The organism is Novosphingobium sp. 9U, assembly GCF_902506425.1.
Classification (GTDB): Bacteria; Pseudomonadota; Alphaproteobacteria; order Sphingomonadales; family Sphingomonadaceae; genus Novosphingobium.
The window spans coordinates 12,673-35,786 of the sequence record NZ_LR732525.1; the positions used below are offsets into that span (position 1 = coordinate 12,673).

Annotated in this window: 19 protein-coding genes and 1 pseudogene; 6 read left to right on the plus strand and 14 right to left on the minus strand. The window is 66.2% G+C overall.

All coding sequences use genetic code 11. From position 1 onward, the window contains the following. Positions 1-74: 74 nt before the first annotated feature. Positions 75-1,844 carry a bifunctional diguanylate cyclase/phosphodiesterase gene (locus tag GV044_RS20020; protein ID WP_159874215.1) on the minus strand — a complete coding sequence of 590 codons (1,770 nt, stop codon included), beginning with the start codon at positions 1,842-1,844 and terminating at the stop codon, positions 75-77. Between the two features lie 232 nt (positions 1,845-2,076). Here GV044_RS20020 and GV044_RS20025 point away from each other — a divergent pair, with 232 nt between their 5' ends. Then, positions 2,077-2,850, plus strand: coding sequence for an enoyl-CoA hydratase/isomerase family protein (locus tag GV044_RS20025; RefSeq protein WP_159874217.1), 774 nt, complete (start codon positions 2,077-2,079; stop codon positions 2,848-2,850). Positions 2,851-2,875: 25 nt separating this feature from the next. Here GV044_RS20025 and GV044_RS20030 read toward each other — a convergent pair whose 3' ends face one another. Next, entirely contained in the window at positions 2,876-3,259 is a 384-nt protein-coding gene (locus GV044_RS20030) for a winged helix-turn-helix domain-containing protein (protein WP_159874219.1), read from the minus strand. A gap of 248 nt (positions 3,260-3,507) precedes the next feature. On the opposite strand from GV044_RS20030, the gene GV044_RS20035 reads away from it, so the two are divergent. Further along, positions 3,508-3,699: a hypothetical protein gene (locus GV044_RS20035; RefSeq protein WP_159874221.1), complete on the plus strand. Its 192-nt coding sequence runs from the start codon at positions 3,508-3,510 to the stop codon at positions 3,697-3,699. Between the two features lie 14 nt (positions 3,700-3,713). On the opposite strand, the gene GV044_RS20040 is transcribed toward GV044_RS20035, so the two are convergent. Genes GV044_RS20040 through GV044_RS20050 form a run of 3 tightly spaced genes read right to left on the minus strand, consistent with a single transcriptional unit; the run spans position 3,714 to position 7,842 of the window. Further along, entirely contained in the window at positions 3,714-5,168 is a 1,455-nt protein-coding gene (locus tag GV044_RS20040) for an efflux transporter outer membrane subunit (RefSeq protein ID WP_159874223.1), read from the minus strand. A 1-nt stretch (position 5,169) separates the two neighbouring features. Beyond that, on the minus strand, positions 5,170-6,717 hold the full coding sequence (locus GV044_RS20045; RefSeq protein WP_236555138.1) for a DHA2 family efflux MFS transporter permease subunit: 1,548 nt from the start codon (positions 6,715-6,717) through the stop codon (positions 5,170-5,172). Positions 6,718-6,729: 12 nt separating this feature from the next. Beyond that, the gene (locus tag GV044_RS20050; RefSeq protein WP_159874225.1) at positions 6,730-7,842 is read right to left on the minus strand and encodes an HlyD family secretion protein; all 1,113 of its coding nucleotides are present in this window, start codon (positions 7,840-7,842) and stop codon (positions 6,730-6,732) included. 78 nt (positions 7,843-7,920) lie between these two features. On the opposite strand from GV044_RS20050, the gene GV044_RS20055 reads away from it, so the two are divergent. The 3 genes from GV044_RS20055 (at position 7,921) to GV044_RS20065 (ending at position 10,043) form a co-directional block, all read left to right on the plus strand. Then, positions 7,921-8,697, plus strand: a complete 777-nt coding sequence (locus GV044_RS20055; RefSeq protein ID WP_159874227.1) for a tyrosine-protein phosphatase — start codon at positions 7,921-7,923, stop codon at positions 8,695-8,697. 116 nt (positions 8,698-8,813) lie between these two features. Next, positions 8,814-9,554, plus strand: a complete 741-nt coding sequence (locus GV044_RS20060; RefSeq protein WP_159874229.1) for an SDR family oxidoreductase — start codon at positions 8,814-8,816, stop codon at positions 9,552-9,554. 183 nt (positions 9,555-9,737) lie between these two features. Next, the gene (locus GV044_RS20065; protein ID WP_159874231.1) at positions 9,738-10,043 is read left to right on the plus strand and encodes a hypothetical protein; all 306 of its coding nucleotides are present in this window, start codon (positions 9,738-9,740) and stop codon (positions 10,041-10,043) included. Positions 10,044-10,725: 682 nt separating this feature from the next. Here the strand turns inward: GV044_RS20065 and GV044_RS22450 are convergent. The 8 genes and pseudogenes from GV044_RS22450 to GV044_RS20105 all read right to left on the minus strand — a co-directional run. Next, positions 10,726-10,813, minus strand: a pseudogene (locus GV044_RS22450) (GIY-YIG nuclease family protein); the annotation flags it as partial. Between the two features lie 116 nt (positions 10,814-10,929). Next, on the minus strand, positions 10,930-11,802 hold the full coding sequence (locus GV044_RS20075) for an alpha/beta fold hydrolase (protein WP_159874233.1): 873 nt from the start codon (positions 11,800-11,802) through the stop codon (positions 10,930-10,932). A 22-nt stretch (positions 11,803-11,824) separates the two neighbouring features. Further along, positions 11,825-13,117, minus strand: coding sequence for a cytochrome P450 (locus tag GV044_RS20080; RefSeq protein ID WP_159874235.1), 1,293 nt, complete (start codon positions 13,115-13,117; stop codon positions 11,825-11,827). Continuing rightward, positions 13,110-14,699, minus strand: coding sequence for an MFS transporter (locus GV044_RS20085; protein ID WP_159874237.1), 1,590 nt, complete (start codon positions 14,697-14,699; stop codon positions 13,110-13,112). Before GV044_RS20085 ends, GV044_RS20080 begins: the two co-directional genes overlap by 8 nt. A gap of 81 nt (positions 14,700-14,780) precedes the next feature. Next, positions 14,781-15,980, minus strand: coding sequence for an amidohydrolase family protein (locus GV044_RS20090; RefSeq protein WP_159874239.1), 1,200 nt, complete (start codon positions 15,978-15,980; stop codon positions 14,781-14,783). 247 nt (positions 15,981-16,227) lie between these two features. Then, a complete protein-coding gene (locus GV044_RS20095; protein WP_159874241.1) occupies positions 16,228-17,412 on the minus strand; it encodes a thiolase family protein in 1,185 nt (394 codons plus the stop codon). After that, positions 17,409-17,834 (minus strand): Zn-ribbon domain-containing OB-fold protein, encoded by a 426-nt coding sequence (locus GV044_RS20100; protein WP_159874243.1) that lies wholly within the window; start codon positions 17,832-17,834, stop codon positions 17,409-17,411. Before GV044_RS20100 ends, GV044_RS20095 begins: the two co-directional genes overlap by 4 nt. Then, positions 17,834-19,051, minus strand: coding sequence for a CaiB/BaiF CoA-transferase family protein (locus GV044_RS20105; RefSeq protein ID WP_159874245.1), 1,218 nt, complete (start codon positions 19,049-19,051; stop codon positions 17,834-17,836). The genes GV044_RS20100 and GV044_RS20105 overlap by 1 nt, the downstream gene beginning before the upstream one ends. Before the next feature lie 135 nt (positions 19,052-19,186). Between GV044_RS20105 and GV044_RS20110 the strand changes: the two genes are divergently transcribed. After that, positions 19,187-20,263 carry a phosphotransferase gene (locus GV044_RS20110; RefSeq protein WP_159874247.1) on the plus strand — a complete coding sequence of 359 codons (1,077 nt, stop codon included), beginning with the start codon at positions 19,187-19,189 and terminating at the stop codon, positions 20,261-20,263. 104 nt (positions 20,264-20,367) lie between these two features. Here GV044_RS20110 and GV044_RS20115 read toward each other — a convergent pair whose 3' ends face one another. Further along, entirely contained in the window at positions 20,368-22,941 is a 2,574-nt protein-coding gene (locus GV044_RS20115; RefSeq protein WP_159874249.1) for a TonB-dependent receptor, read from the minus strand. Between the last annotated feature and the right edge of the window lie 173 nt (positions 22,942-23,114).

A 23,114-nucleotide genomic window follows, 5' to 3' on the forward strand; every position in this document is an offset into this window, starting at 1 on the left:
CGACTGGTAACATGAGCGCACGGTGTCCTCGCGGATACCGTGCGTTTCTGCGTTGGACGTTGGCGGGGGGCGTCTTAGGCGCGCAGGCGGATGACCTGGGCGCGGGCGCGCTGGTCGTCGATGAAGGCACCCACCTCGCGCCCGTCGATCGGGCGGCTGAGCAGGTAGCCCTGGATCTGCTGGCACCCCTCCTGCCGCAGCACGGCAAGCTGCGAGGGCTCCTCCACCCCTTCCGCCAGCGTCTCGATCCCCAGCGCGTCGGCCAGCGTGGTGATCGCGCGGATCACGGCATGCGCGTTGCCGGTGGGGGCGATGTCGTGGACGAAGCTCTGGTCGATCTTCAGCTTGTTGAACGGGAACAGCCGCAAGTGGCTGAGCGAGGTGTAGCCGGTGCCGAAGTCGTCCAGGGTGATCCGCACGCCCAGGCCCTGCAGCGCATGCAGCGTCTCCAGCGTCTTCTCGACATTGGCGGCGAACGCGCTCTCGGTGATCTCCACCTCCAGGCGCTGCGGCGGCAGGCCCGACGCGGCGAGGGCGTGCACCACCATCGCGGGCAGGGCGGGGCTGAGGAACTGCTTGGCCGATAGGTTCACCGCCACCGACAGCGGCTCGGGCCAGGCCATCGCCTGGCGGCAGGCCTCGCGCATCACCCACTCGCCGATCTGCATGATCAGCCCGGTCTCCTCAGCGAGCGGGATGAAGTCGTTGGGCGCGACGAGGCCCAGCGTCGGATGCGGCCAGCGCACCAGCGCCTCGAACGCGGTCAGCCGCTCCTCCGAGAGGCTGTAGAGCGGCTGGAAGTGCAGCGCGAAGCCACCGCCGCTGATCGCTGCGCGCAAGTCGAGCTCGAGCTGGCGGCGGTGACGCGCGCGCTCGTCCAATGCGGTCTCGAAGAAGTGGTGGCCCGCCTTGCCCTGCTGCTTCGCACGGTAGAGCGCGAGGTCGGCGTTCTTCAGCAGCACGCTGCCTTCCGCACCGTCCTCGGGCGCGACGGCGATGCCAATGCTGGCTGAAGTCTCCGCCTTGCGCCCATCGAGCACGATGTCGCGCGCGAAGCAGCCCTGCAGGCGCATGCCGAAGGCGGCGATGTCGGCATCGGCGGGGATCGCCGGGATCATCGCGGCGAACTCGTCCCCGCTGAGGCGCGCGATCAGGCCCTCGGGCAGTTCGGCCTGCAACTGCCGAGCGACATCGCACAACAGGCGGTCGCCCGCGGCATGGCCGAGGGTATCGTTGACCATCTTGAAGTCGTCGAGGTCGATGTAGGCGACCAGCACGCGGGTGCCGTCGCGGCGCCGGGCGAGGGCCTGGTCCAGCTGCTCGACGAAATACTGGCGGTTGGGAAGCCCGGTGAGGGCATCGTGCAGCGCGACATGGGTGATGCGCCGCTCGCGCGTCTCGATGGCATCGACCATGGTGTTGAAGCTGGCGGCCAGCTTGCCGATCTCGTCGCCGGTCTCGACCTGGACATGCGCCTTGCGGCCGCGGGTGACGCTGCGCGTCGCGCGCAGCAGATCGGCCAGTGGCAAGGTGATGGTGCGCGTAAGCGCAATGCCCAGCACGACGACCAGCGCCAGCTCGGCGGCACCGATCACCAGCAGCAGCAGCGCCGACTGGCCGACGGTGGCACCGATCGGGCCGCTATCGATGCGCACGATGCCCGCCGCGAACAGCACCACCAGCGTGCCCACCAGCATGCCGAACAGCGATGCCAGGATCGCGGCGATGCGCGCGCGCAAGCTGCCGAAGTGCAGCGCCGAGCGTTCCCGACCGACGCGGATGTCCTCGTCGGCGCTGCCAGGCGCGTCGGCCGGCGCGAACTTGGGGAGGATACGACGCGGCATGCGTGTGAGTTAGGTCACGCCAGTTAATAAGGTCTCAAGTTTGTTCGCGAGGCGGTACCGCTCAAGGGGCAATCAGGACGCCGCATTAACTACAATAGACCGAGAAGGTGTTCGCAACAGGAGCTGCTCTGCCTGCTTGTGAGTGGCCGTGCGTTAACCTTCGTTTTTCGTAGCGAGCCGAGCGCATCGCGGGCATGGCAGCTTGCCGGCAGGAACAGCAAGGAAGTGGGCGATGACGATCGACGTGAGCACACAGGTTCATGGTGCAGTCGGCGAGATCCGGTTTTCCAAGCCGCCGCTCAATTACGCCTGCCCCGCCTTGCTGCGCGAGATCGCGAACGCGCTGGAGGCGTTCGATGGCGATGATGGCGTGCGCGCGACGGTGCTGGTGGCAGAGGGCAAGGCCTTTTGCGCGGGTGCGGACCTTGCTGGGGACGACGCCATTGCCGGGGAAGCCGGCATGGATGCGATCGGCGGCCTCTACGTGCAGGCAGAGCGCATCTTCCGCCGTGCCAAGCCGATGGTGGCGACCGTGCAAGGCGCAGCGATCGGTGCCGGCCTGGGGCTGGCGCTCAGCGCCGATTTCAGGGTCGCGGGACCGGCTGCGCGTCTCTCCAGCAACTTCGTGCGCCTTGGCTTCCATCCGGGTTTCGGGCTGACGCACACCTTGCCGCGGCTGCTGGGGCAACAGCGTGCGGCGTGGATGATGCTGTCGGCCGAGCGAGTGAAGCCTGCCGATGCGCTGAGCTGGGGCCTGGTCGATCGTCTGGCTGATGCGGGGCAAGAGCGCGAGGCTGCGCTCGCCATGGCGGGCGAGATCGCGGCGAATGCGCCGCTGGCGTTGAAAGCCGTGCGCGCGACGATCACGGCCGAGCTCGCCGATGCGGTGGCCGCGGCGATGCGGCACGAACATGCCGAGCAGACCGCGCTGCGCCCGACTGCTGACTACGCGGAGGGCGTGGCGTCGGTGTTCGAGCGGCGCGAGGCGATTTGGACTGGGCGCTGAGCGCCACGGCGTAGCCGCAGCGAGCTCACGCGTCGGCGGCGCGTGCCTTGGGTTCCTGGCGCAGTTCCGAGTTCAGGTCAGCCAGCAGATCGCCGTGCGCAGTGCTGTCGAGCGTGGCTTGAAGCGCTCGATATCCGTCGAGCACACGCCGACCAGCAGGAGACAGCCGTGCGCCGCCGCCCTTGGCGCGGCCCGGCGACGTCTCGACCAGCGGCTCTCGCCAGCAGCGGTTCATGGCGTCCACCAGCAGCCAGGCGCGGCGGTAACTCATGTCCATGGCGCGGGCGGCGCCGGAGATCGATCCTTGCGCGGCAATGGCGTCGAGCAGGTCGGCCTTGCCGGGACCCATCGCGATCTCGTCGCCGCAAAGCAGCTGGATCTTGAGCTTCAGAGAGTCAGCTTTGGCCATGCCTACAACTTAGGCCGGAGCCGGGCCAAAGGGCAACGCCGACGGTTGCCACGGCGGAGCGTGCGTGGCGCAAGACGCCGCAGCGTGGCTGAAATTGAAGGCAAAGTGCCCGAACGATTGCGGTCGTTAGTTAACTAGACTGAACTTAAACAGTTTTTGACTTCTTCCGATCACAGTAGGTGGAACAAGCCATGTGACCCGGCGTTCAGGATGGTGAAACAAAGGATGCCGACGCTAGAGGATGTGAGATGAAGGCCATCAACGATTTCAGAGGTTTCGCCGCCCCTGCCGAGACCGTTGTCGCAACCGACCGCCGATCGCCCTTCGCCCGGGCGCATGTTCAGCCGCAGTTGCAGATGCACAATGCTCGCGGTTTCGTGCTCGCCGTTGCCATGAGTGCCGCGTGCTGGGCCGGGATCGGACTCGCTTTCCTGCTCTGACCAGCCCCTAGGAGTCAGCTACCGGCCCGCGTACTGGTCTCGCCGACTGGTGCGGGCTCCCAGCCCCCCGCGGTCGCGACCAGCAGCCGGGCAACGTTCTGATACTGGCGTGCCCGTGCATCCACGAGCGAAAGCTGCGCGCGTTGTGAAGCGCGGCTGGCATCCAGCACCTGCAGCACGCCGCTGTTGCCCACCTGAAAACTGCGCCGCGACAGATAAAGTGAGCGCTCTGCGATCGCGGCCGCTGAACGCCGTTCCGTCAACTCGCGGTCATTCGTGCCGAGGGCAGACAGCAGCCCCGCGACCTGACCGAATGCTTCAGTCACCACTTGCCGGTAGTCCCCGGCCGCGGCGCGCGCACCCGCTTCCGCTCCCCGCTTCTCGGCCTTGAGCGTGCCGCCGTGGAAGATCGGCGCCGTCAGCCCGGCGAACACGTCGAACGCATTGAAGTTGCTGCTGGTGAGATTACCGGGCCGGGCCGCGGATTGCGTCAGCGAGGCGCCGAGCGTCAGGTCGGGGTAGAGCGCGGCGGTGGCAATGCCGATCTCGGCAGTGGCGGCGTGGAGTCGCGCTTCGGCCTCCAGGATGTCGGGTCGCTTGTGCACCAGCTCCGAAGGGAGCGCGACCGGGATGGTCGCGGGCAGGGCAAACTGGGCCAGCGCGAAGTCCGTCGCGCCAAGCTCGGCCGGTGAGATGCCAAGCAGCACTGCCAGCATTGCGCGGCCCTCGGCGATGTCCTGCTCCAGCGCGGGCACGTCGGCGCGGTCGCCCGCAAGCTGGCTTTGTGCGGTCAGCACTTCGACGAGCGTGCCGGCGCCCGCATCCTGGCGCGCCCGGGTCAGCGTCACGTTGCGATCGTCCTCGGCCAGCAGCGCGCGTTCGGTCGCCAGCTTGTCGTTCAGCGCGGCGAGCGCGAGCACTTGCGCGACGACGCGGCCGGCGATCACCAGCTGCGCGGCCTGTGTCGCGCGTGCCTGGGCCTCGGCATCGGCGCCGACCTGCTCCAGCGCGCGACGGTTGCGCCCGAACAGGTCGAGGTCGTAGCTCACGCCCCCGCCCAGGGTGAACAGGTTAAAGGTCGGGTTCTCGATCTCGGTGCCCGGTAGCCCGCTGAAGCCGAAGGCCGAGAGGTTGATCCGCTCACGCTCGGCGCGGGCGCTGGCATCGACTTGCGGCAGCGAGCGGCCGCGCACGGCCGCAATGCGCTCGCGGGCGCGCTCCAGCGTGGCGCGGCTGGCAGCGAGCGAGTGATTGCCGGCGAGGGCCTGCGCGACCAGTGCATCGAGCTGCGGGTTGGCGAAGGTCTTCCACCACTCGGCCCCGGGGCCGGTGCCCATGGCGAGCGCAGCGTTTTCCGGCGCGCCGTAGCCGGCCTGGGGTGGCGGCGTGGGGCGCTCGAAATCGGGGCCGACAGTGGTGCACGCGCTCGCGAGCAGGAGCGCGGCGGCTGCGCCCAGGTTGCGGTTCATCTCATTCCCCCACGTGCAGCGTCGCCGGGCCGGGGCCAGCGTCGCCCGCCTTGTTGCCAGTCCGCATGAACAGGACCAGCGGCACCAGCGCCATCGCGATGACGAACACCAGGTGGTACATGCTCACGTCGCCCACCATCGAGGCCTGGCGTCCGATCTCGGCGTTGAGCGCCGCGAGTGCCTCGGTCGAGCCGAAGTCCAGGTCTGGGCGTGCCCATTGCAGCGTCGGATTGTCCGGCCTGACGCCTTGCACCAGTTGGGCGCGCGATCCGGCGACGTAGTGCGTCAGCTGGTAGTTCAGCACCGAGATGCCCACCGCGTTGCCGACATTGCGCGTCAGCGCGTACATCGCCGCGCCCTCGTTGCGCATGGTGGGCGACAGCGTCGAGAACACGATGATCGAGAGCGGCACGAACATCAGCCCGCCGCCAAACCCTTGCACGAAGCCGGCGATCAGCAGCGTGCGCTCGTCCACGTACAAGTCGATGTGCGAATACATCAGCATCGACAGCGCGGTGATGACGAGGCCGACCACCAGCAGCACGCGCGTGTCCAGGATCGCGACCAGGCGGGTGACGATCAGCATCGCGACCAGCGTTCCCAGCGCACGGGGCAGGCCGACCATCCCGGTGTGGAACGCGGAGTACCCCAGCAGCGACTGCGTCATCACTACGATCATCGGTAGCGTGGCGAACGCGACCACACCGATGGCGATGCTGAAGATCGCGCCGATGGCGAAGTTGCGGTCGGCGAACAGCTCGGGCCGGATGAAGGTGTTCTTTGCGGTGAACATGTGCACCAGCGTCAGCCAGAAGGCGATCGCGGCGATCAGCGCGGTCACGCGGATCTCGTTGCTATCGAACCAGTCGAGGTGTTCGCCGCGATCGAGCACCAGCTGCAGCGCGGCCAGCGCGATGGAGATCGTCACGAAGCCGAACATGTCGAACCGCGCGCGGTGGGTGGTGGAGGAGGGGAGGAATGCCAGCATGCCGAAGAACGAGATGATCCCGAACGGCACGTTGATGAAGAACACCCACCGCCACGACAGCGCGTCGGTCAGGTAGCCGCCCACCGTGGGCCCGATGATCGGCCCGGCCATGGAGCCGAGCGCGAAGATCACCATGGCCTTGGCGTGTTCCTCTGGCGGGTTGATGTCGAGCAGGATCGCCTGGCTCAGCGGCACCAGGCTCGCTCCGCAGGCGCCTTGCAGGAAGCGCGCGAAGATGATCGTCGGCAGGTCGTTCGCCATGCCGCACAGGGCCGAGGCTACGGTGAAGCCGAACACCGAGGTGACCATCACCATCTTGCGCCCGAACCGACCCGCCAGCCAGCCCGACAGCGGCGTGGCGATCGCGCCGGCGACGAGGTAGCTGGTCAGCACCCAGAGCACCTGCTCTTGCGAGGCGGAGAGGCTGGCGCTCATGTGCGGCAGCGCGACGTTGGCGATGGTGATGTCCACCGCGACCATGATCGAGGCGATCATCGCGGGCACGGTGATCAGCATCCGCCGGGCGGGGCTCGGATAGCTGTGCGGCTCGGCTGGCGACATCGTACCCGGTGCCTACTTGGCGGCGGCGCTGGCGGTCGCGGTGTCTGGCCCGAACAGGTGCCGCTCGTACCCGGTGTCGACCGAGACGCTGACGCTGAGCCCGGCGCTGAGCGGCAGGCCGGCGGGCGGGTTGTCGATGGTCACCTGTACCGGCAGACGCTGCACCACTTTCACCCAGTTTCCGGTGGCGTTCTCCGCGGGCAGGACCGAGAAGCTGGAGCCGGTGCCGGGGCTGAAGCTCTCGACATGGCCGCGCAGCGCCTGGTCGGGGAACGCGTCGATCTCGATCGTGGCGGGCTGGCCCACGCGCATGTGGCGCAGCTGGTCTTCCTTGAAGTTCGCTTGCACCCAGTATCTGAGGCCCGTCATCATGAACACCGGACGGCCCGGCTGCACATAGTTGCCGACCTGCAGCTGGTTGACGCGGGTCACCACCCCATCCTGCGGCGCGCGCACGACGGTGTAGGCGAGGTTGATGCGCGCCTGATTGAGCCGGGCCGAGGCGCTCTGGACGCCGGGCTGCGCATCGGCTCCGCCGGCGGGCAGGCGTGCGCGCAGGCTCTCCGCCTTGGCACGCGCGGAGGCAATGGCGTCGCGCGCCGTGCGCACGTTGGTGTCGGCCTGGTCGGCTTGCGCGCGCGAGGATATGCCTTCGCCCAGCAGCGAGCGCTGGCGGGCTGCCTCGCTGCGCGCGAAGTCATAGCGGGCCTCCTCGGCGCTGATGTCGGCAAGCGCTTCCTGGTAGTCGGCGCGCAGCGAGCCGACGCTGGTGCGCGCACCGCCGAGCTCGGCCTCCGCTTGGCGCACGGCGGCCTGGTAGGTGTCGCCTTCGATGCGGAACAGCACCTGGCCTTTGCGCACGCGCTGGTTCTCGCGCACTTCGACCGCCGTCACGCGGCCGGGGATGCTGGGAGCGATCGCCACAAGCCCAGCCTGCAGCGAGGCATTGTCGGTCGACTCGTAGCGGCCGCCGCTCAGGTAGAACCACAAGGCGCCCGCCAGCACCACCGCAGGGCCCGCAATCATCAGGATCGGCCGCAAGGCACGGCGGCGCCCGCGTACCTGGTGATCGCTGGCCGTGACTTCGTGCGAAGCCTCGACGGCTATGGGGCTCTCCGCGTTCATCGTTTTTCCTGTATCCCGGTGCGGCGGGCGATACTAAGCTAGGATAGTATCGGCAAGTGATGTTCGGAGAGCAAGCCTTTGGATCGGGTCCTGGCGCTGCAAGGCGTGCACAATTTTCGCGATTACGGCGGATACGCGGTGGCAGGCGGCGGACGCCTGAAACGCGGCGTGCTGTGGCGCTCGGGCCAGCACCATGGCGCCACCGATAATGACTTGAAGGCGATCGCCGCGCTGGGGCTGACGGCGGTATTCGACTTGCGCTCCAACCGCGAGCGGACCAGCCATCCATGCCGGCGGCCCGCGGGTTTCGTGGCCCAGATCCACCACGCGGCCGACCCGGCCGCGGTGAGCGCGCCCCATGTCGCGGCCGCGCAGACGGCTCGCCAGCGCACGCCTGAAGGCACGCGCGAGAGCCTGCGCCGCAACTACGGCAGCATCGCTTTCCGCCCCGAGCTGCAAGCCATGACCGCACGGCTGATCGCCACTGCGGCGGCGGGCGAGGGGCCTAGCCTGGTGAACTGCATGGCCGGCAAGGACCGCACCGGAATCGCCGTGGCGATGCTCCAACTCGCCGCCGGCGTCCACCGTGACGACGTGATCGAGGACTACCTGCTGACCAACACCGCCGGCGACGTCGAAGCACGCATCCTCGCCGGCATGGAGACGATCCGCGCCGTCACCGGGCAGGCTGACGAGGCCTCCATGCGCGTGCTTATGGGAGTGGAGGCGGAGTACCTCGAAGCGGCTTTCGCGGCGATCGAGGACAAGCATGGCTCGCTCGACGCATACCTGGAGCAAACGCTCGGAGCGGATGCGGACATGCGCGAGCGGCTGCGTGAGGCCTTGGTCGAGTAGCTGGGGGCAGCATTCGGCTTTTGTTCGGTGCCGTCAGGAAAAACGGCATCGCTTCAGCATCGCCATGCTGAAGGAAGTCAGCCGACGATCTTGTCGTTTTCGAATCGTTGAGGAAGATGGAGAAGAGCATGGCGGACAAGGTGATCGCGATTACGGGTGCAAGCAGCGGCATCGGCGAGGCGACAGCCCGGCTTCTGGCTCGGAGCGGCGCAAAGCTGGTTCTGGGTGCGCGCCGCATGGAGCGCCTCAACGCGCTGGTTGCCGACATCGAGGCGCAGGGCGGCGCGGCCATCGCGCTCCGGCTGGACGTCACCGATCGCGCGGAAACGCAGGCCTACATCGGCGCCGCCGTGGAGCGGTTCGGGCGGATCGACGTCCTGGTGAACAATGCCGGCATCATGAAGCTGGCGCCTCTCGCCGAGGCGAAGCAGGACGACTGGGATCGCATGATCGACGTCAACTTGCGCGGCGCGCTGAACGGGATCGCTGCCGCGCTGCCACACATGATGAAGCAGCAGTCCGGCCACATCATCATGGTCGGCTCTACCTCGGGCCACCGCGTCGCCCCGATGAACGGCGTCTATGCGGCGACCAAGTTCGCGATCCGTGCCCTGGCAGAAAGCATTCGGATCGAGGGCGGCTCGTCTGTACGCAGCACCTTGATCTCGCCGGGTGCCACGCACACGGAACTGGTCGAGAACATCGACCACCCGATGATCCGCGAAGCGCTCGCGTCGAGAATGGCCGACGCGCTGCCGGTGGATTCCATCGCCCGAGCCATTGCTTACGCCATCGAGCAACCGCACGAGGTAGACGTCAGCGAAGTGCTCGTACGTCCGCTGAAGTTGAAAGACTGATCGCCGATAGCGGGGTCAAGGGGCAAGCGTTTGCACACTTCCGATCGCCCAGCCATCTGGCTGGCCTGTCAGCAGATGAGTAGCAGGCGGCGTCGACCCATTCCGATCGTCCGCTTGGTCGGGCGGCGTCTTGGAAGCGGACCGGCGGCTTACGCTTACTTGCGGTCATTCAGCGTACGGGCGATGCTGAGCGATGCGCTGTTATCATGTTCTCGTTCACGGCAAGCTGAGAAGAACCCTGCTGGCGTCGAACTCGGCGCGATGCAGCCAGCAGGCTTCTACTGTCATCGCTATCTTCTCGCAGCCGACGAGGACGAGGCGACCGTGAAAGCTTTCCGTCGAGTAGGGGACAATCTCGACCGGGAGTTCGGCTGGGTTTCCAACGGTGCTGCTTCCCTCCACCTTGAAGCAGAAGAGATATCGATTGCGCCGATACGCAAGGTGCTCAAGCCAGACAACAAGGGGCATACCTTTTACACCGACGAGTGATGGCAGCCAACACTCCGTCACTGTCGTTCAACCCGGCGCTTGTCGATCCGGAGAACGGTCAGGCTGCTCACGCCCAGTTGCGGTCATTTCAGTTTATCAACGACGGCGTGTCACCGTGAGGGCCTCGTCTATCCTCCAGCCGTCGCTCCCCCGCACCATCCGTGCAACGGTGTGAGCGTTCCTGCTCCGGTACTGAACCACGAACGCGCAGTTGATCGTAGTTGGATCTTTCGAGCTTTCATTAGGCAATGCGTCACTGCACAACACGTCGGCAATTCGCCTAATCCGTTCTGAGTGCACCAAAATAACGCTGTTCGGATCGTCTTGTGCGGCTTGGTTGGCCACCGCCTGAACGACCGCGCCATCGCGGCTACGAACTGCGGCTAATAGTTGCTCATCAGTCGGGCACAACATCGGCGCGGCACAGCGGCTCACACTTGCCAAGATCAACAAAGGGAGCAACAGCGTGTCCTCCTAGCTGTCAAGAACGCTATCGAAATCAGTGGCAGCTAGCCACCCTTAGCTGCCGTCACCCTGAACTTGTTTCAGGGTCTATTTCGCCTCGTAGCTCGGTGCCTCGACTGGCGAGCCGGTGCTTCGATTACACCCGCAATGGTCGGGCCAAGCGGCACGATGGATCCTGAAACGAGTTCAGGATGACGGATGGTAGAAGGGCAGCGACCGAGATCCGCGGTGACGCCGACGTACATGGTGCCGCGGTAGCGATCGGCCATGATGTAGACCCAGCCGCCTTTGTGTTCGCGGTCCATGTCGTGCTCGGAAGAAAGCGGGTCCCGGGTCAAGCCCGGGACGACGATGTGGATGAAGTGAGCAAACCCAATGTTTCGCTATCTCGCAACATCGTCTTCAATCCCCGCAGCCACCTTTACAAAAACCCTCGCACATCCTTCATGAACCGCGCGAACTGGTCGTGGTGCAGCCAATGGCCGGCGTCTTCGTATTCCAGCAGCGTCGCGTCGGCGAAGTGGTCGAGCCGGCCGTCGCCTGCGGGGGAGCTGGCGAAGCTGTCCTTGCCCCACAGAAGCAGGACGGGGCAGGTGATGGCCGACCACAACGCGACCTTCTCCTCGAAGGTGATGTCGGCGGTGCTCCAGACGTTGAGGTAATTGTCGAACTTCCAGCTCCAGGTGCCGTCCTCGTTACGGGTGGCGCCGTGGATGGTGAGGTGGCGGGCCTGATCGTCGGTGAGGAAGCCGTTCTCCGCCTTCATCCGCTCGTAGGCGTCGCGCAAGGTGGCATAGCGGCGTGGGGTGCGGCCGGCGGCGCGGCGCTTGTCGTCGATCCACTTGCGCAGGCGATCGGGCGCGTCGCCGCCTTCCATCTCGCGCTGCACGTCCACCGGCGGACCAAGGCCTTCGATGTTGACCAGCTTGCGCACCTTATCGGGATAGAGCCCGGTGAAGCGCGTGGCGATGTTGCCGCCCAGCGAATGCGAGATGATCGTCACCTGATCGTAGCCGAGCGTGTGCACCAGCTGCGCGAAGTCGTAGACGAAGGCGTCCATGCCGTAGTGGCCCTCGGGCGACCAGTCGCTGTCGCCATGGCCGCGCAAGTCGGGCGCGATGACGTGCCACTCGCGGCGCAGCTCCTGCGCCACCCAGTCCCAGCTGCGGCAATGGTCGCGCCCGCCGTGCTGCAGGATCAGCGGCGGCGCCTCGGGGTTGCCCCAATCGACGTAGTTGAGGCGCAGGCGCTGCGAGACGAAGCGGTTGGAGGTGGGCCCGGGAAAACTGTCCATGCCGCCTCGTAAGGCGAGACGTCTATCGCAGCAACACCTGCAGCGCGGAGACGCCCTGTTGCTCCAGCCCGCCGGTCATGAACGGAGCAGGGGCGGACGGGTCGAGCCGCAGGTTCGGGAAGTGATCGAGCAGGGCATTCACCGCTCGGTCGATCTCGACGCGTGCGACGTTCATGCCCAGACACCGGTGGGTACCGAGCCCGAACGCCATGTTGGTCAGCTTGGGGCGCGACATGTCGAACTCGTCAGGCCGGTCCCAGCGCGCGGGATCTCGGTTGGCGGGACCGAGGCCGAGTTCCAGCACCGATCCTGCGGCGATGTGGTGGCCGTAGAACTCGGTATCCTTCATCACCATGCGGTAGAAGTAGGGCGCGGTGGGGTTCCAGCGCAGGCCCTCCTCGACGGCGTCGTCGATCAGCGCCCGGTTCGCCTTCACGGCCTCGAACTGGTCGCGGTGGGTGAGAAGCGCGAACAGAGTGATGCCCATCTGCCGCCACGAGGTGCCGCCGCCGGCGACCATGACCAGCTTGGCATGGGTCATGATCTCGCGATCGGTGAGCGGGCGGGGCTCCTCGCCCGGCAGCATAAGCCGGGTGCCGATAAGGAAGCTGATCAGGTCGTCCTGCGGCTCGGCACGGCGTGCGGCGATCAGGCCGAGCAGCGTCTCCTCGACCACGCGGGCGTTGCGGACCCGATCCTCCATGCTGATGTTGCGACTGGAGCTGGTGGAGTTCAGGTAAGCGTGGCGGAAGCGCAGCGCCTCGTCGCCGTCCAGGCCGATCGCGGTCGTGATGGTGTAGACCGGGATGCGCGCGCAGTAGTCCAGGTTGAGGTCGGCGCGGTCGCCGGTGGCCATGCGCTCGATCAGGCGCTCGACGATGCCGTCGATGGTGCGCGTGCGCCACCAGCCGAGCGCCTCGGGCATCAGGAACTTGGGCTGGATCGTGCGCCGGTAACCGCGGTGCATCGGCGGATCCATCTCGAGGATGCCCATGGTGCGCTCGCCCGCGGGATTGGGGTGGCCCTGCACGGTGTTGGAGAACGTCGCTGGGTCGCGGAAGGCAGCCTCGCAAGCATCGTAGGTCAGTACGCTCCAGTGCTGGCGCCCCTTGGCGTAGACGTGGCGGTCATGCTCGGGCAGGTCCAGGATCTCGCGCAGCTTGCCTTTGTGCACCGGGGCTTGGGCGCGCAAGCGGTGGACGCGCGGCATGACGGTGCTGACGTCGATGAAGTTGCCCACAGACTCCGCTTCCTTGCGGACGTCGTAGAGTTCTTCGTAAAGCGGGTCGTCGGCGACCAGGACGTCGTCAAGCATGCGCAGGTTCTCCGGCTTGGCGGGCGATGGCAAGGCGCGCTTCGCTCGTCTCGTGCGGCAGGCGGCGCGACACGCGCCACAGGAAGTAGAGGGCGATCGGCACCAGGATCATGATGCTGAGCAGGCCTGCCGTCAGCGAGCCGGTCAGCGCGCTGACCTTGCCCGCCCAGTAGGGGCCGGTGCCCGAGGAGATGACGATCGCGACGAGCGAGTAGGACGCGGCTGCCGAGCCGCGCATGCGGGGCAGCACCAGGTCCTGCACCATCGCCGCGGTGGCGCCGCTCCACAGCGCGGAAAAGATGCCCAGGATGAAGGCCGCGCCGATGAACACGGCGAATTCTTCCACCAGCAGCATTGTCAGGATGCAGGGCACGCCACCCAGCAGGCTGATGGCAGTGATGCCGACTGGCGCGCGCAAGTCGCTGCGCTTCCAGCGGTCGGTCGCCCAGCCGCCGAGCAGGACGCCCAGCACGCCGCCCGCGATGCTCGCCACGCCGAGCGACAAGCCGAGCTCGTGCGCGGGGATGGAGAAGGTGCGCATCGCGTAAGGTGCGGACCAGACGTGGACCGCACCACCAACGCAGGCGACCAGCGCCGTGGAGATGGTCGCCAGCAGGAACGTGCGGTCGCCGAAGGTCAGGCGGTAGAGTGGCTTGTCGCGATAGCTCTGGACCTGGCCCCAGGTCACCACGGCATAGGCGCCGAGCGCGAAGGCGGCCCATTGCGCAATGTCGCCGGTCAGGTGCGTCAGGATCGCAGCCGCCACGGCGAGCAGGGCGGCGATCAGCATGTTCCGGCCGAGCCCTCGCAGGCCCGCCAGGCGCCAGACCGTCAGCATCGTGAACGGTGGGATCGCCGTCGCGAACTCGCCCAGCACGAAGCCCATCTTCGACCCTTGCGCTTCGGTGGCGCGGGCCGGCTCGCGGATGGCCAGGATCATCAGGGCGAGCGGCAGGCCGGGCAGCGCCACCGTGAACATGGCCGCCTTCCAGGGCGCCACCTCGCACGCGCCGGCGATCGGCACGGCGGTGCACATGGCGTCCCAGTGCTCGAGAAAATAGCCGCCCAGGAACAACGCCAGCGCACCGCCGGCGAACACGCCGGAGAGCAGGATCGACATGGCGATCGCGCGGCGTTGCGGCGGGAAGATGTCGGCGAGCAGCGAGTGCGAGCACGGGTTCGCCACCGCCTCCCCCACGCCGACGCCTATGCGCGCGACGCCGAGCATCGCGAAGTTGGCTGCGGCACCGCCGAGGGCGGTCATGCTCGACCATAGGGCGAGGCCCAGCGCCATGACCTTCTTGCGCGGCAGTCCATCAGAGATGCGCCCCATGGCGATGCCGACGACCGAATAGAAAACCGCGAACGCGGTCCCGAGCAGGAAGCCGAGATCCGCGTCGTCGAGCTTCAAGTCGGCCTTGATCGACTGTGCCAGGATCGAGACGATCTGGCGGTCGAGGTAGTTCAGGACATTGGCCAGGGCGAGCACGCCCAAGGCGTAGTACGCGGCCATTCCGATCGCCGGCGTGCGCGCGCCAGCGCCTGCGTCGGCCGCCACGCCGCGTTCAACAAGGCTCGCCACAGGCCACTCCCACCATTGGCTTCAAACGTCGCCGGGCTCGAAGTCGATCGCTCCGATACCCGGCGTGCTGCGTCGTGCGCATCAGGAAATGCGCAGGAGACGCTTGGCGTTGTTGCAGATGATGTCCTGGATGTCCTTGTCGGGCACCCCGGCGAAGTCGCGCTTGATGACCGCGTGGCTGTTGGGGAACGTCGTCTCCGAGTGCGGATAGTCCGACGACCACATGATGTTCCTGCCGCCCGGCAGGTCGCGCATCAGGATGCCGGCGCGGTCCTGGATGAACGAGCCCCAGACGTTCTGGTCCATGTACCAGCTCGGCGGCTTGTCGATCACGCTTTCGGTCCAGTAGCGCTGCTTTTCCCAAGTGCGGTCGCAGTATTCGGCGTACCATGAGAACCAGCCCACGCCGCTTTCCATGCTGCCGATCCGAAGATCGGGGAAGCGGTCGAAGATGCCGTTGAAGATGAAGATGCCGATCGGCTCGGCCATGGCCAGCTTGCTCATCGGCATGTCGGGCAGGAAGTGCTGCTTTTCGCCGAAGCGGGGCACGCGGCCACCGAGATGGAAGGTGATGACCATGCCCAGGTCGCTCAGCACCTTCCACAGCGCGTCGAACTCGGGCTGGTAGTACTGCAGCGCGCCCTTGGGATCGCCGGTCTGGGCCGAGACCTGGCCTGCCTTCATGTTCTTGATCTCGGACGTGGTCTTCCACGCCTCCGGGTTCTGCGGGAAGGCCGGCAGCTGGACCATCTTGAAGCCCATCTTGGCGAGGCGCTTCACGTGGCTGATGGTCTCGTCGATGTCGCGCATGGGCGAGTGGCCGACCGGGAACAGCCGGTGCGGCGCGTTCGAGGCCCAGTCCGACACCCAGTTCGAGAATGCCTCGAAGCTGGCGAGATAGAGTTCGTTGTCCAGCGTGCCAAGCGGTCCGCCGCCGAACAAGATGGCCTGATCGATGCCGTCCAGGTCCATGTCGGCGAGGCGCTTTTGCGGATCGTAGGTGTTGCGCTGCTCGGACAGGCGGCCCTTCATCTTGAAGTCCTTGCCCGTGCGGCCGGCCTGGTTGTTGATCATCATCACCGGGCGGCTGTGGCCTTCGAACACGATGTAGTCGGCATCGTCGCGCGCCTCGATTACCGGAGCCCGCGCCTTCAGGTGGTTGGGCAGGTATTCCTTCCACATGTCGTAGGGCGGATCGATGTGGGCGTCGGCATCGAAGATCGGGCCCAGGGTCCAATCTTCCTTGAGGGCGCTTCCGAACTTCGGATCAGCTTCACTCATCTCCCAAACTCCATCGTTGTTCGATATTGTGAATTGATTATCGCAGTTCTGAATGGAACAGTCAAGCTTCGGGTGTGGGTTGCAACAGGTTCAGATCCTCCCCTGCAAGGGGAGGTGGCAGACGCGGAGCGGCTGACGGAGGGGTGTCACCCGCTCGGTCGAGCAATCCGCCAGCGGTGACACCCCTCCGTCACGCGGCTAACGCCGCGCGCCACCTCCCCTTGCAGGAGAGGATCTCGGGACGCGATTAAGGCCGCCGCAGGATCATCGCGCCGTAGCCATAGCCGCCGTTCGACACGATGCAGGTGCGCGCATCCTTGACCTGCCGGCCACCGCCGCGGCCCCACAGCTGCACGGTCGCCTCGTGGATGTGCCCATACCCATGGAACCGCCCGGCCGAGAGCTGACCGCCTCCAGTGTTGAGCGGCAGTTCGCCATCTATGGCGATGCGGCTGCCGCCTTCGACAAAGCGGCACGCCTCTCCGGGAGGCACCAGCCCCAACGCCTCCATCCACATCCACACGTGGATCGAGAACCCGTCGTAGATCTGCGCGCAGTCCATGTCCGCGGGCTTGAGGTTGGTGCGCGACCACAGCATCGCGCCGCAGGTGCGCGCCGCGGGCATGCAGGTGAAGTCACCCTCGTACTTGCCGACCCACAGTCCGCCCACGCCCATGCCGATCGATTCGAAGTGCAGTGGCGGGTTCTTCAGGTCCTTCGCCGCATCCAGGCTGGAGACGACGATGGCAGTCGAACCATCGATGTGCGAATCGCAGTCGAACAGCCGCAAGGGCGAGGAGATCACGCGGGCGGCGAGATAGTCGTCCAGGCTGAGCGGCTTGCGGTAGATCGCATTGGGGTTGTGTGCGGCATTGGCGCGGTTGTTCACGGCGATCGCGCCGAGCTGCGCCTCGTTCGCCCCGTACTTCTCGAAGTACGCCTGGGCATAGAGCGCAAAGGTGTTGATCGGCGAGAGCGCGTTATACGGCACGCTCCAGGCGTTGTTGCCATCCACCCGGTTGCGGCTGCCGCTCATCAGCGTCGATGCGCGCGAAACGAGGCGGGCTTGCGCTTGCGCGACCGAGCGGAACACCACGACATGGCGCGCAAAGCCGCAGGCGATCGCGTTGATGGCGTTGAAGATCGGCGCCATGTGGCTGAAGCCCTCGGCCGAGGCGAGGATCCACTTGGGATCGATGCCGAGCACTGCGGCGGCCTCGGACGGGCTGACCGGCGCGATGCCGCCGCCTTCGGACGACTTGCCCGGGTAAGTCGCGATGCCATCGATGTCGGACGGCTTCAGCCCGGCGTCGGAGATCGCCTGGAGGCAGGCGTCGGCGGTGAGCTGCAGCGCGGTGCGCGAGGATGGGCGGCCCACTTCGGACTGGCCGGCGCCGGTGATGGCGCAAAGCTTCTCGGGGTAGGCGCTCATGCCGACTGACCTTCTGGTCGGAACATCGGGAGCCACACATCCTCGTGCTGCTCGAACTCCACGTGTACCGCCATGCCAACACGGACGCTGTCGATCGGCGCCAGCACGTTGGTGAAGACGTATAGCTCAGGCTGTTCGGCGAGCTCGATGACGCCGAACACGAACGGCACTTCAAGGCCAGGCACCCACCGTTCGTGATTGATGGTGTAGCTGGCGATGCGGCCCTTGCCCGACACCGGCTGCGGCGCCACGTCCTCGCTGCCGCACTTGGCGCAGCGGGGCAGGGGCGGGTGCTGCCAGACCTCGCAGTGCGTGCAGCGCTGGATCAGCATGCGGCCCTGCTCACCCGCGGTCCAGAAAAACGCGGTGTCGGGCTCGAGCCGCGGCAACTTGCGCTCGGGTGGGGAGGCGGCCTCGCTCATCAGAACACCACGCCCTGCACCTTGAGGTCGATGATCGCATCCTCGTCGTAGCCCAGACTCTCCAGGATCGCGTCGCTGTGGGCGCCAAGGTCCGGCGAGCGCGTGGAAGCCAGAGCCTGGCGATCGAAGAGCATGGGCACGCTGACCATCGGGATGCTCGAGCCATCGCCATAATCGACCTGCTTCAAGTACCCGTTGGCCTGCGCCTGCACATCGTCCTTCATCTCGCCGACGTTCTGGACGACGTCCCACTGGCCTTCCTGGCGGCCGAGGATATCCTTCCACTCGGCCAATGTTTTGGAGCCAAACATGTCCTTCACCGCGGCATAGCATTCGTCGATGTTGGCCACGCGGGACTTGGCATCGGCGAAGCGCGGATCGTCGCGCAAGTCGGGGCGTTCGGCCACGTCCATCAGCGGCGCCCAGTACTTGTCTGCCTGCAGCATGCACAGCGCGAGGAAACGACCGTCGGAGGTGCGATAGTTGCTGACCAGCACGTTGTTCGGCTTGGTCGAGGCGGGGCGCGGAAACTTGTCGATGTTGTCGGCGGTCGCCTGGCAGATGTAGCGCTGCATCGACCACATGGCGGTGCCGAGCAGCGAGACGTCCACTTCCGAAGCCTCGCCGCTCAGCGCGCGCTTGGCAATCGCCGCGCAGATGCCGCCCGCCAGCATCGAGCCTGACAGCGTATCGCCGAACGCCGGTCCCGGCGGCCCAACGGGATGGTCGGCGCAATCCTCCGTTAGCGACGAGGAAACGCCCCCACGCGCCCAGAAGGTGATCGCGTCGTAGCCGCCTTTCTCCATCTCCGGGCCTTGCGGGCCGACGCCGCTGCCGCTGGCATAGATGATGTTCGGGAATTGCGCACGGATCGAGTCCGCATCGATGCGCATCGATCGGCGCGCACGGGGGAGCAGGTTTGTCAGGAAGACGTCGGCATCCTCCAGCAGCTTCATCAGCACATCGCGCCCGGCCTCCTGCTTCAGGTCCAGCGTGATCGAGCGCTTGCCGCGGTTGTAGCTCTCCCACGAGTAGTCGATCCGCTGACCGGAGCCTGAGTTCATGTTGCCGATCTGCAGGCCTCGCAACGGGTCACCCGTCGGTGGCTCGATCTTGATCACGTCGGCGCCGAGGTCGGCCAGCATGCCACCGCACGCGGGCACGAAGGCCCACATCGCGACTTCGACGACCTTGATGCCCTCCAGGGGTTTGCCCATTCCTCGTCCCATCCTCGCTATGGCAGCCGCTCGTCTGATGACGCTTTCCCGACTGCGCAAATTCTATATTGCGAAGCATGGAACGAAATGGCGAATTGGGTCAAGCGATCTCGCGCCGATACGAAAGGGAGAACGATGCCGAACACGATCAGCCGGGCGGTGCCCGCACAGCCGCAGATCGCAGTGCCGCGCACGCTGGATGAGGCGCTCGATCCGGCCTGGCTGAGCGAGGCTCTGGCGCAAGTATCGGGCGGCAAGCAGGTGACTTCGGTGGAGCAGGTCGAGTTCATCCGCACCGTCGCCACCAAGGTGCGCTTCGCAGTGACCTTCGCCGGATCGGACGAGGTACACGGCTTCTGCATCAAGGGCCTGCTCGACGTCGACGAGATGACCGCGCGCGGCGGCTCGACCTGCGTGCTGGAGAGCGACTTCTACTGCAAGGTCGCGCCGACCATCCCCGACATCCAGGTGCCGACTTGCGTCACGGCCGTGATCGACCGGGAGGCGCAGCAGGCGGTCATCATCATGCGCGACGTCATCGTCGACGGCGGCCGTTTCTGCTCGGCACTGGAGCCGTTCAGCGCCGACGACGCGCTGCTCAGCCTGACCGAGCTGTCGAAGCTGCATGCGGCCAGCGCGTTCCTCGATAACGCAAACTGGATACGTCCGCGCGCGGCGGAGCTGTCGCAGATGACCTATGTCACGCCCGAGATGCTGCAGGAGCTGCTCGACGGCCCGCGCGGCGACAACCTCTCGTCCCAGGTGCGCGACGCCAGGCGGCTCGGCGCGGCGATGAAGGCGCTGGCGGCACGCGATGGCGGACGCCGGCAATTCATGATCCACGGCGATGCCCATGCCGGCAACATCTACCGCACGGCACAAGGTGCCGGCGTGATCGACTGGCAGCTGCTCCAGCGCGGTGGCTGGGCGCTCGATGTCGCCTATCACCTGAACGCGGTGCTGCCGACCGAGGTTGCCGAGGTGGAGGAGCGCCGGCTTCTGGGCGAATACCTGTCATTGATGCGCGCACGCGGCATGGAGATGCCAGACGACGAACAGGCTTGGGCGCAGTATCGCGAAGCGCCGATCTACGGCTTCTACCTTTGGGGTATCACCCGCCGCGTCGCGCCGGAGATCACGGTGCAGTTCACCGACCGGCTCGGCAAGGCGGTCACCCGGCACGAGAGCCACAAGCTGCTGGGGATCGACTGAGCTGCACAAACGAAAGCCACGCTTCTTTGCAAGAGCGTGGCCTGAGGTCGGCTCGGTAGCCGGAAGGTGGCCCGCCCTGCCAAGCAGAGCGGGCCTTGTTATTCTTACGAGCCGAAGTTGTAGCGGATGCGCACGCCGTACATGCGCGGCTGGCCATAGGCGAAGTCGAGGATGCCCGACGATTCGAAGCCGCCGCCCGAGGTGACGCGGTACTTCTTGTTGGTGACGTTGGTCGCGAAACCGACCACGTCGATGCCGCTGCCGCCGATGTTGTTCCACGCAGCGTTCAGGTTCAGCAGGTCGAACGAGGGAATACCTGCGTTGCCATCGACGAACTGCTTGGCCGTGTAGGTGTAGATCGCACCCACCGTCACCTTGCCCAGGCTCTCGTCCACCGGGATCATGATGTCACCCGACAGCGTCAAGCGATGCTTGGGCGTGTAGGTGAGCGGACCGCCAAGGTTGCCACGCGGGATGATCTGCAGGAACGGGCTGTCCGGCGAGAGCGTGGGAACGACCAGCTCCTTCAGCTTCGTGTCGAGGTACGTGTACGAAGCACCGAAGCGGAACACGTCGAACGCCGTGGCGCCGGTATCGACCTCGAAGCCCTTCAGCACCGACTTACCCGCGTTGATCAGAGCCGCACCACCGGTCAAGCCGCTGTCCGGCTTGGCGACGAGAGCGCCGAAGATCTGCTGGTCCGAGAAGTCGTTGTAGAAGGCTGCGACGTTGAAGTAGCCCGGGAAGCTGCCGCGGAACGTGAACTTGCCGCCGATCTCGTAAGCGTCGAGCTTCTCCGGTGCCACGGTCTCGATGCCCGGGTTGGTGAAGTTGACGGCGCCCTGGCGATAGCCGCGCGCGTACTTGGCGTAGATCAGCATGTCCGGCGTCGGCTTGAAGTCGAAGTCGATCAGCCAGGTCGGCTTGTTGGACTTGTTGACGATCGTCGTGCCGCACGCCGAGGTGTCGCCGCCGTTCGTCAGCAGGTTCACCGTGTTGGTCGCCGTCGCGTTGCGCGCACCAGGGGCCGGGTGGTTGAGGCTGTCGTTACAGCCACGCGCAACCACGCGGGTAAAGCCGCCTACCAGCGCCGGGAACGTGGCGTAGGTGAAGCGATTGCTCTCGGAATAGCCCACGATCTTGTCGAACGTCCAGCGTCCGCCGGCAGTGACCGAGAACTTGTCGGAGAACCGGTAAGTCGCCTGTCCGAACACACCATGGTTGTCGAAGTTGAACTTGGTCCGCGATTCGGAGATCAAACCGGCCGACAGCACGTACGCCGGAGAACCGGGGAACAGGGCGTTCGCGGGCAGCGGGACCAGCGGGATGCCGCCGGTGCAGCCTGCCACGCCGATGCCCGGATCGCTGCAGTTGCCGTAGATGCCGGTGCGCTGCTGGTTGTAGCCGAGCGGGCGGCTGAACTCCAGGTAGCCACCGACGACGAAGTCGAACTTGCCGTCGCTCGAACGGCCCTGCAGCTGCAGTTCCTCGGTGGTGGTCGACCCGGCAGCGGCGTCGTAGCCGGGCTGGGTGCCGAGCTGGACGTAGTCGAAGCGCTGGCCGACGGCCGGTCCGCCAGTCGCCGCAAGTGCGCGGGTGACCGGAGTGTTGGGCACGAAGAAGTTGTCGCTGTACAGCTGGAACGCCGACTTCTCGCGATACTCGCCATAGCTGACGATGTTCTTCAACGTGATTGAATCGCTGGCCTGCCAGGTGGTCGTGTTGATGACCTGCCAGATGTCGAGCGCGATGCCGGGATTGGGATTGCTGACTTCGACGTCGAGCGGACCGTCACCACGGGCAGCCTGGCGATCGATCTGGTCGCACGCCGCCAGCGAGGTGTAGTAGCGCGGCAGGTTCGCCGTGCTCGGATTGCGGTCGCAACTCTCGTAGTGCGTGGCGTATCCGTTCGTTCGCGAGCGGCTGTAGGACGCCACCACGTAGTTCTCGAGCTCTGGCGTGAGCTCGGCCAGGACGCTGAGGCGGTAATAGCCGTAGTCGACGTCGTTGTAGCGGTCGGGGCCGATGCCGGAGCGGTTGCGCATGAAGCCGTCGCGCTTGTTGCGATCGACGGCGAAGCGAACCTTGAATGTCTCCGCAAGCGGGATGTTCAGAGCCGCCTGGACGCGCTTCTGGTCATAGTTGCCGTATGTGCCCTCGACATAGCCTTCCAGGTTGTCGGTCGGCTTCTGCGGAACCAGCAGCACGGCGCCGCCCGTGGTGTTGCGGCCGAATAGGGTGCCCTGCGGTCCCTTCAGAACCTGGACGTTCTGCAAGTCGGTGAACGAACCCGCGCCCACGCTGTTACCGCCGGCGGTGCCGCCCTGCGCACGTACGCCGACGACGTCCGCGAAGTACACGCCGACCGTCGGTGCGGCGGCTGCGTCCTGGTTGAAGCCACGGATAGCGTACGTCGCCTTTTCGGGGCCGAACCGGGTGTTGACCGAGAGCGAAGGCGTATACGTCGCGAGGTCGGATGCGACCGCGATGTTGCGCTTCTGCAGCTGGTCCTGGTTGAACACGGTGATCGAGATCGGAACGTCCTGCAGACGCTCCTCGGTACGGCGTGCGGTGACGACGATGTCGCCCGCGTCTTGCGCCATTGCCGGCATGCTTACGGCAAGGCTGGCCATCGCCACGCCGGAGCCCAATACGCACTTCCAAAGCCTGTCAGTCATCCTGTTTCCTCCCTGATGTCATTTGCGTGTCTGTCGTGCGCGGGTGCGCGCACGATGTGCGACCGAAATGCGGTTTGTTTTTGTATTGAAGACTGTTCCTTGCGCACTCCGGGCGCCGGCTCGTCACTCCCCCATTATGCTCGCCCAGCCGCTTCGGGTGGTACGACGATGTA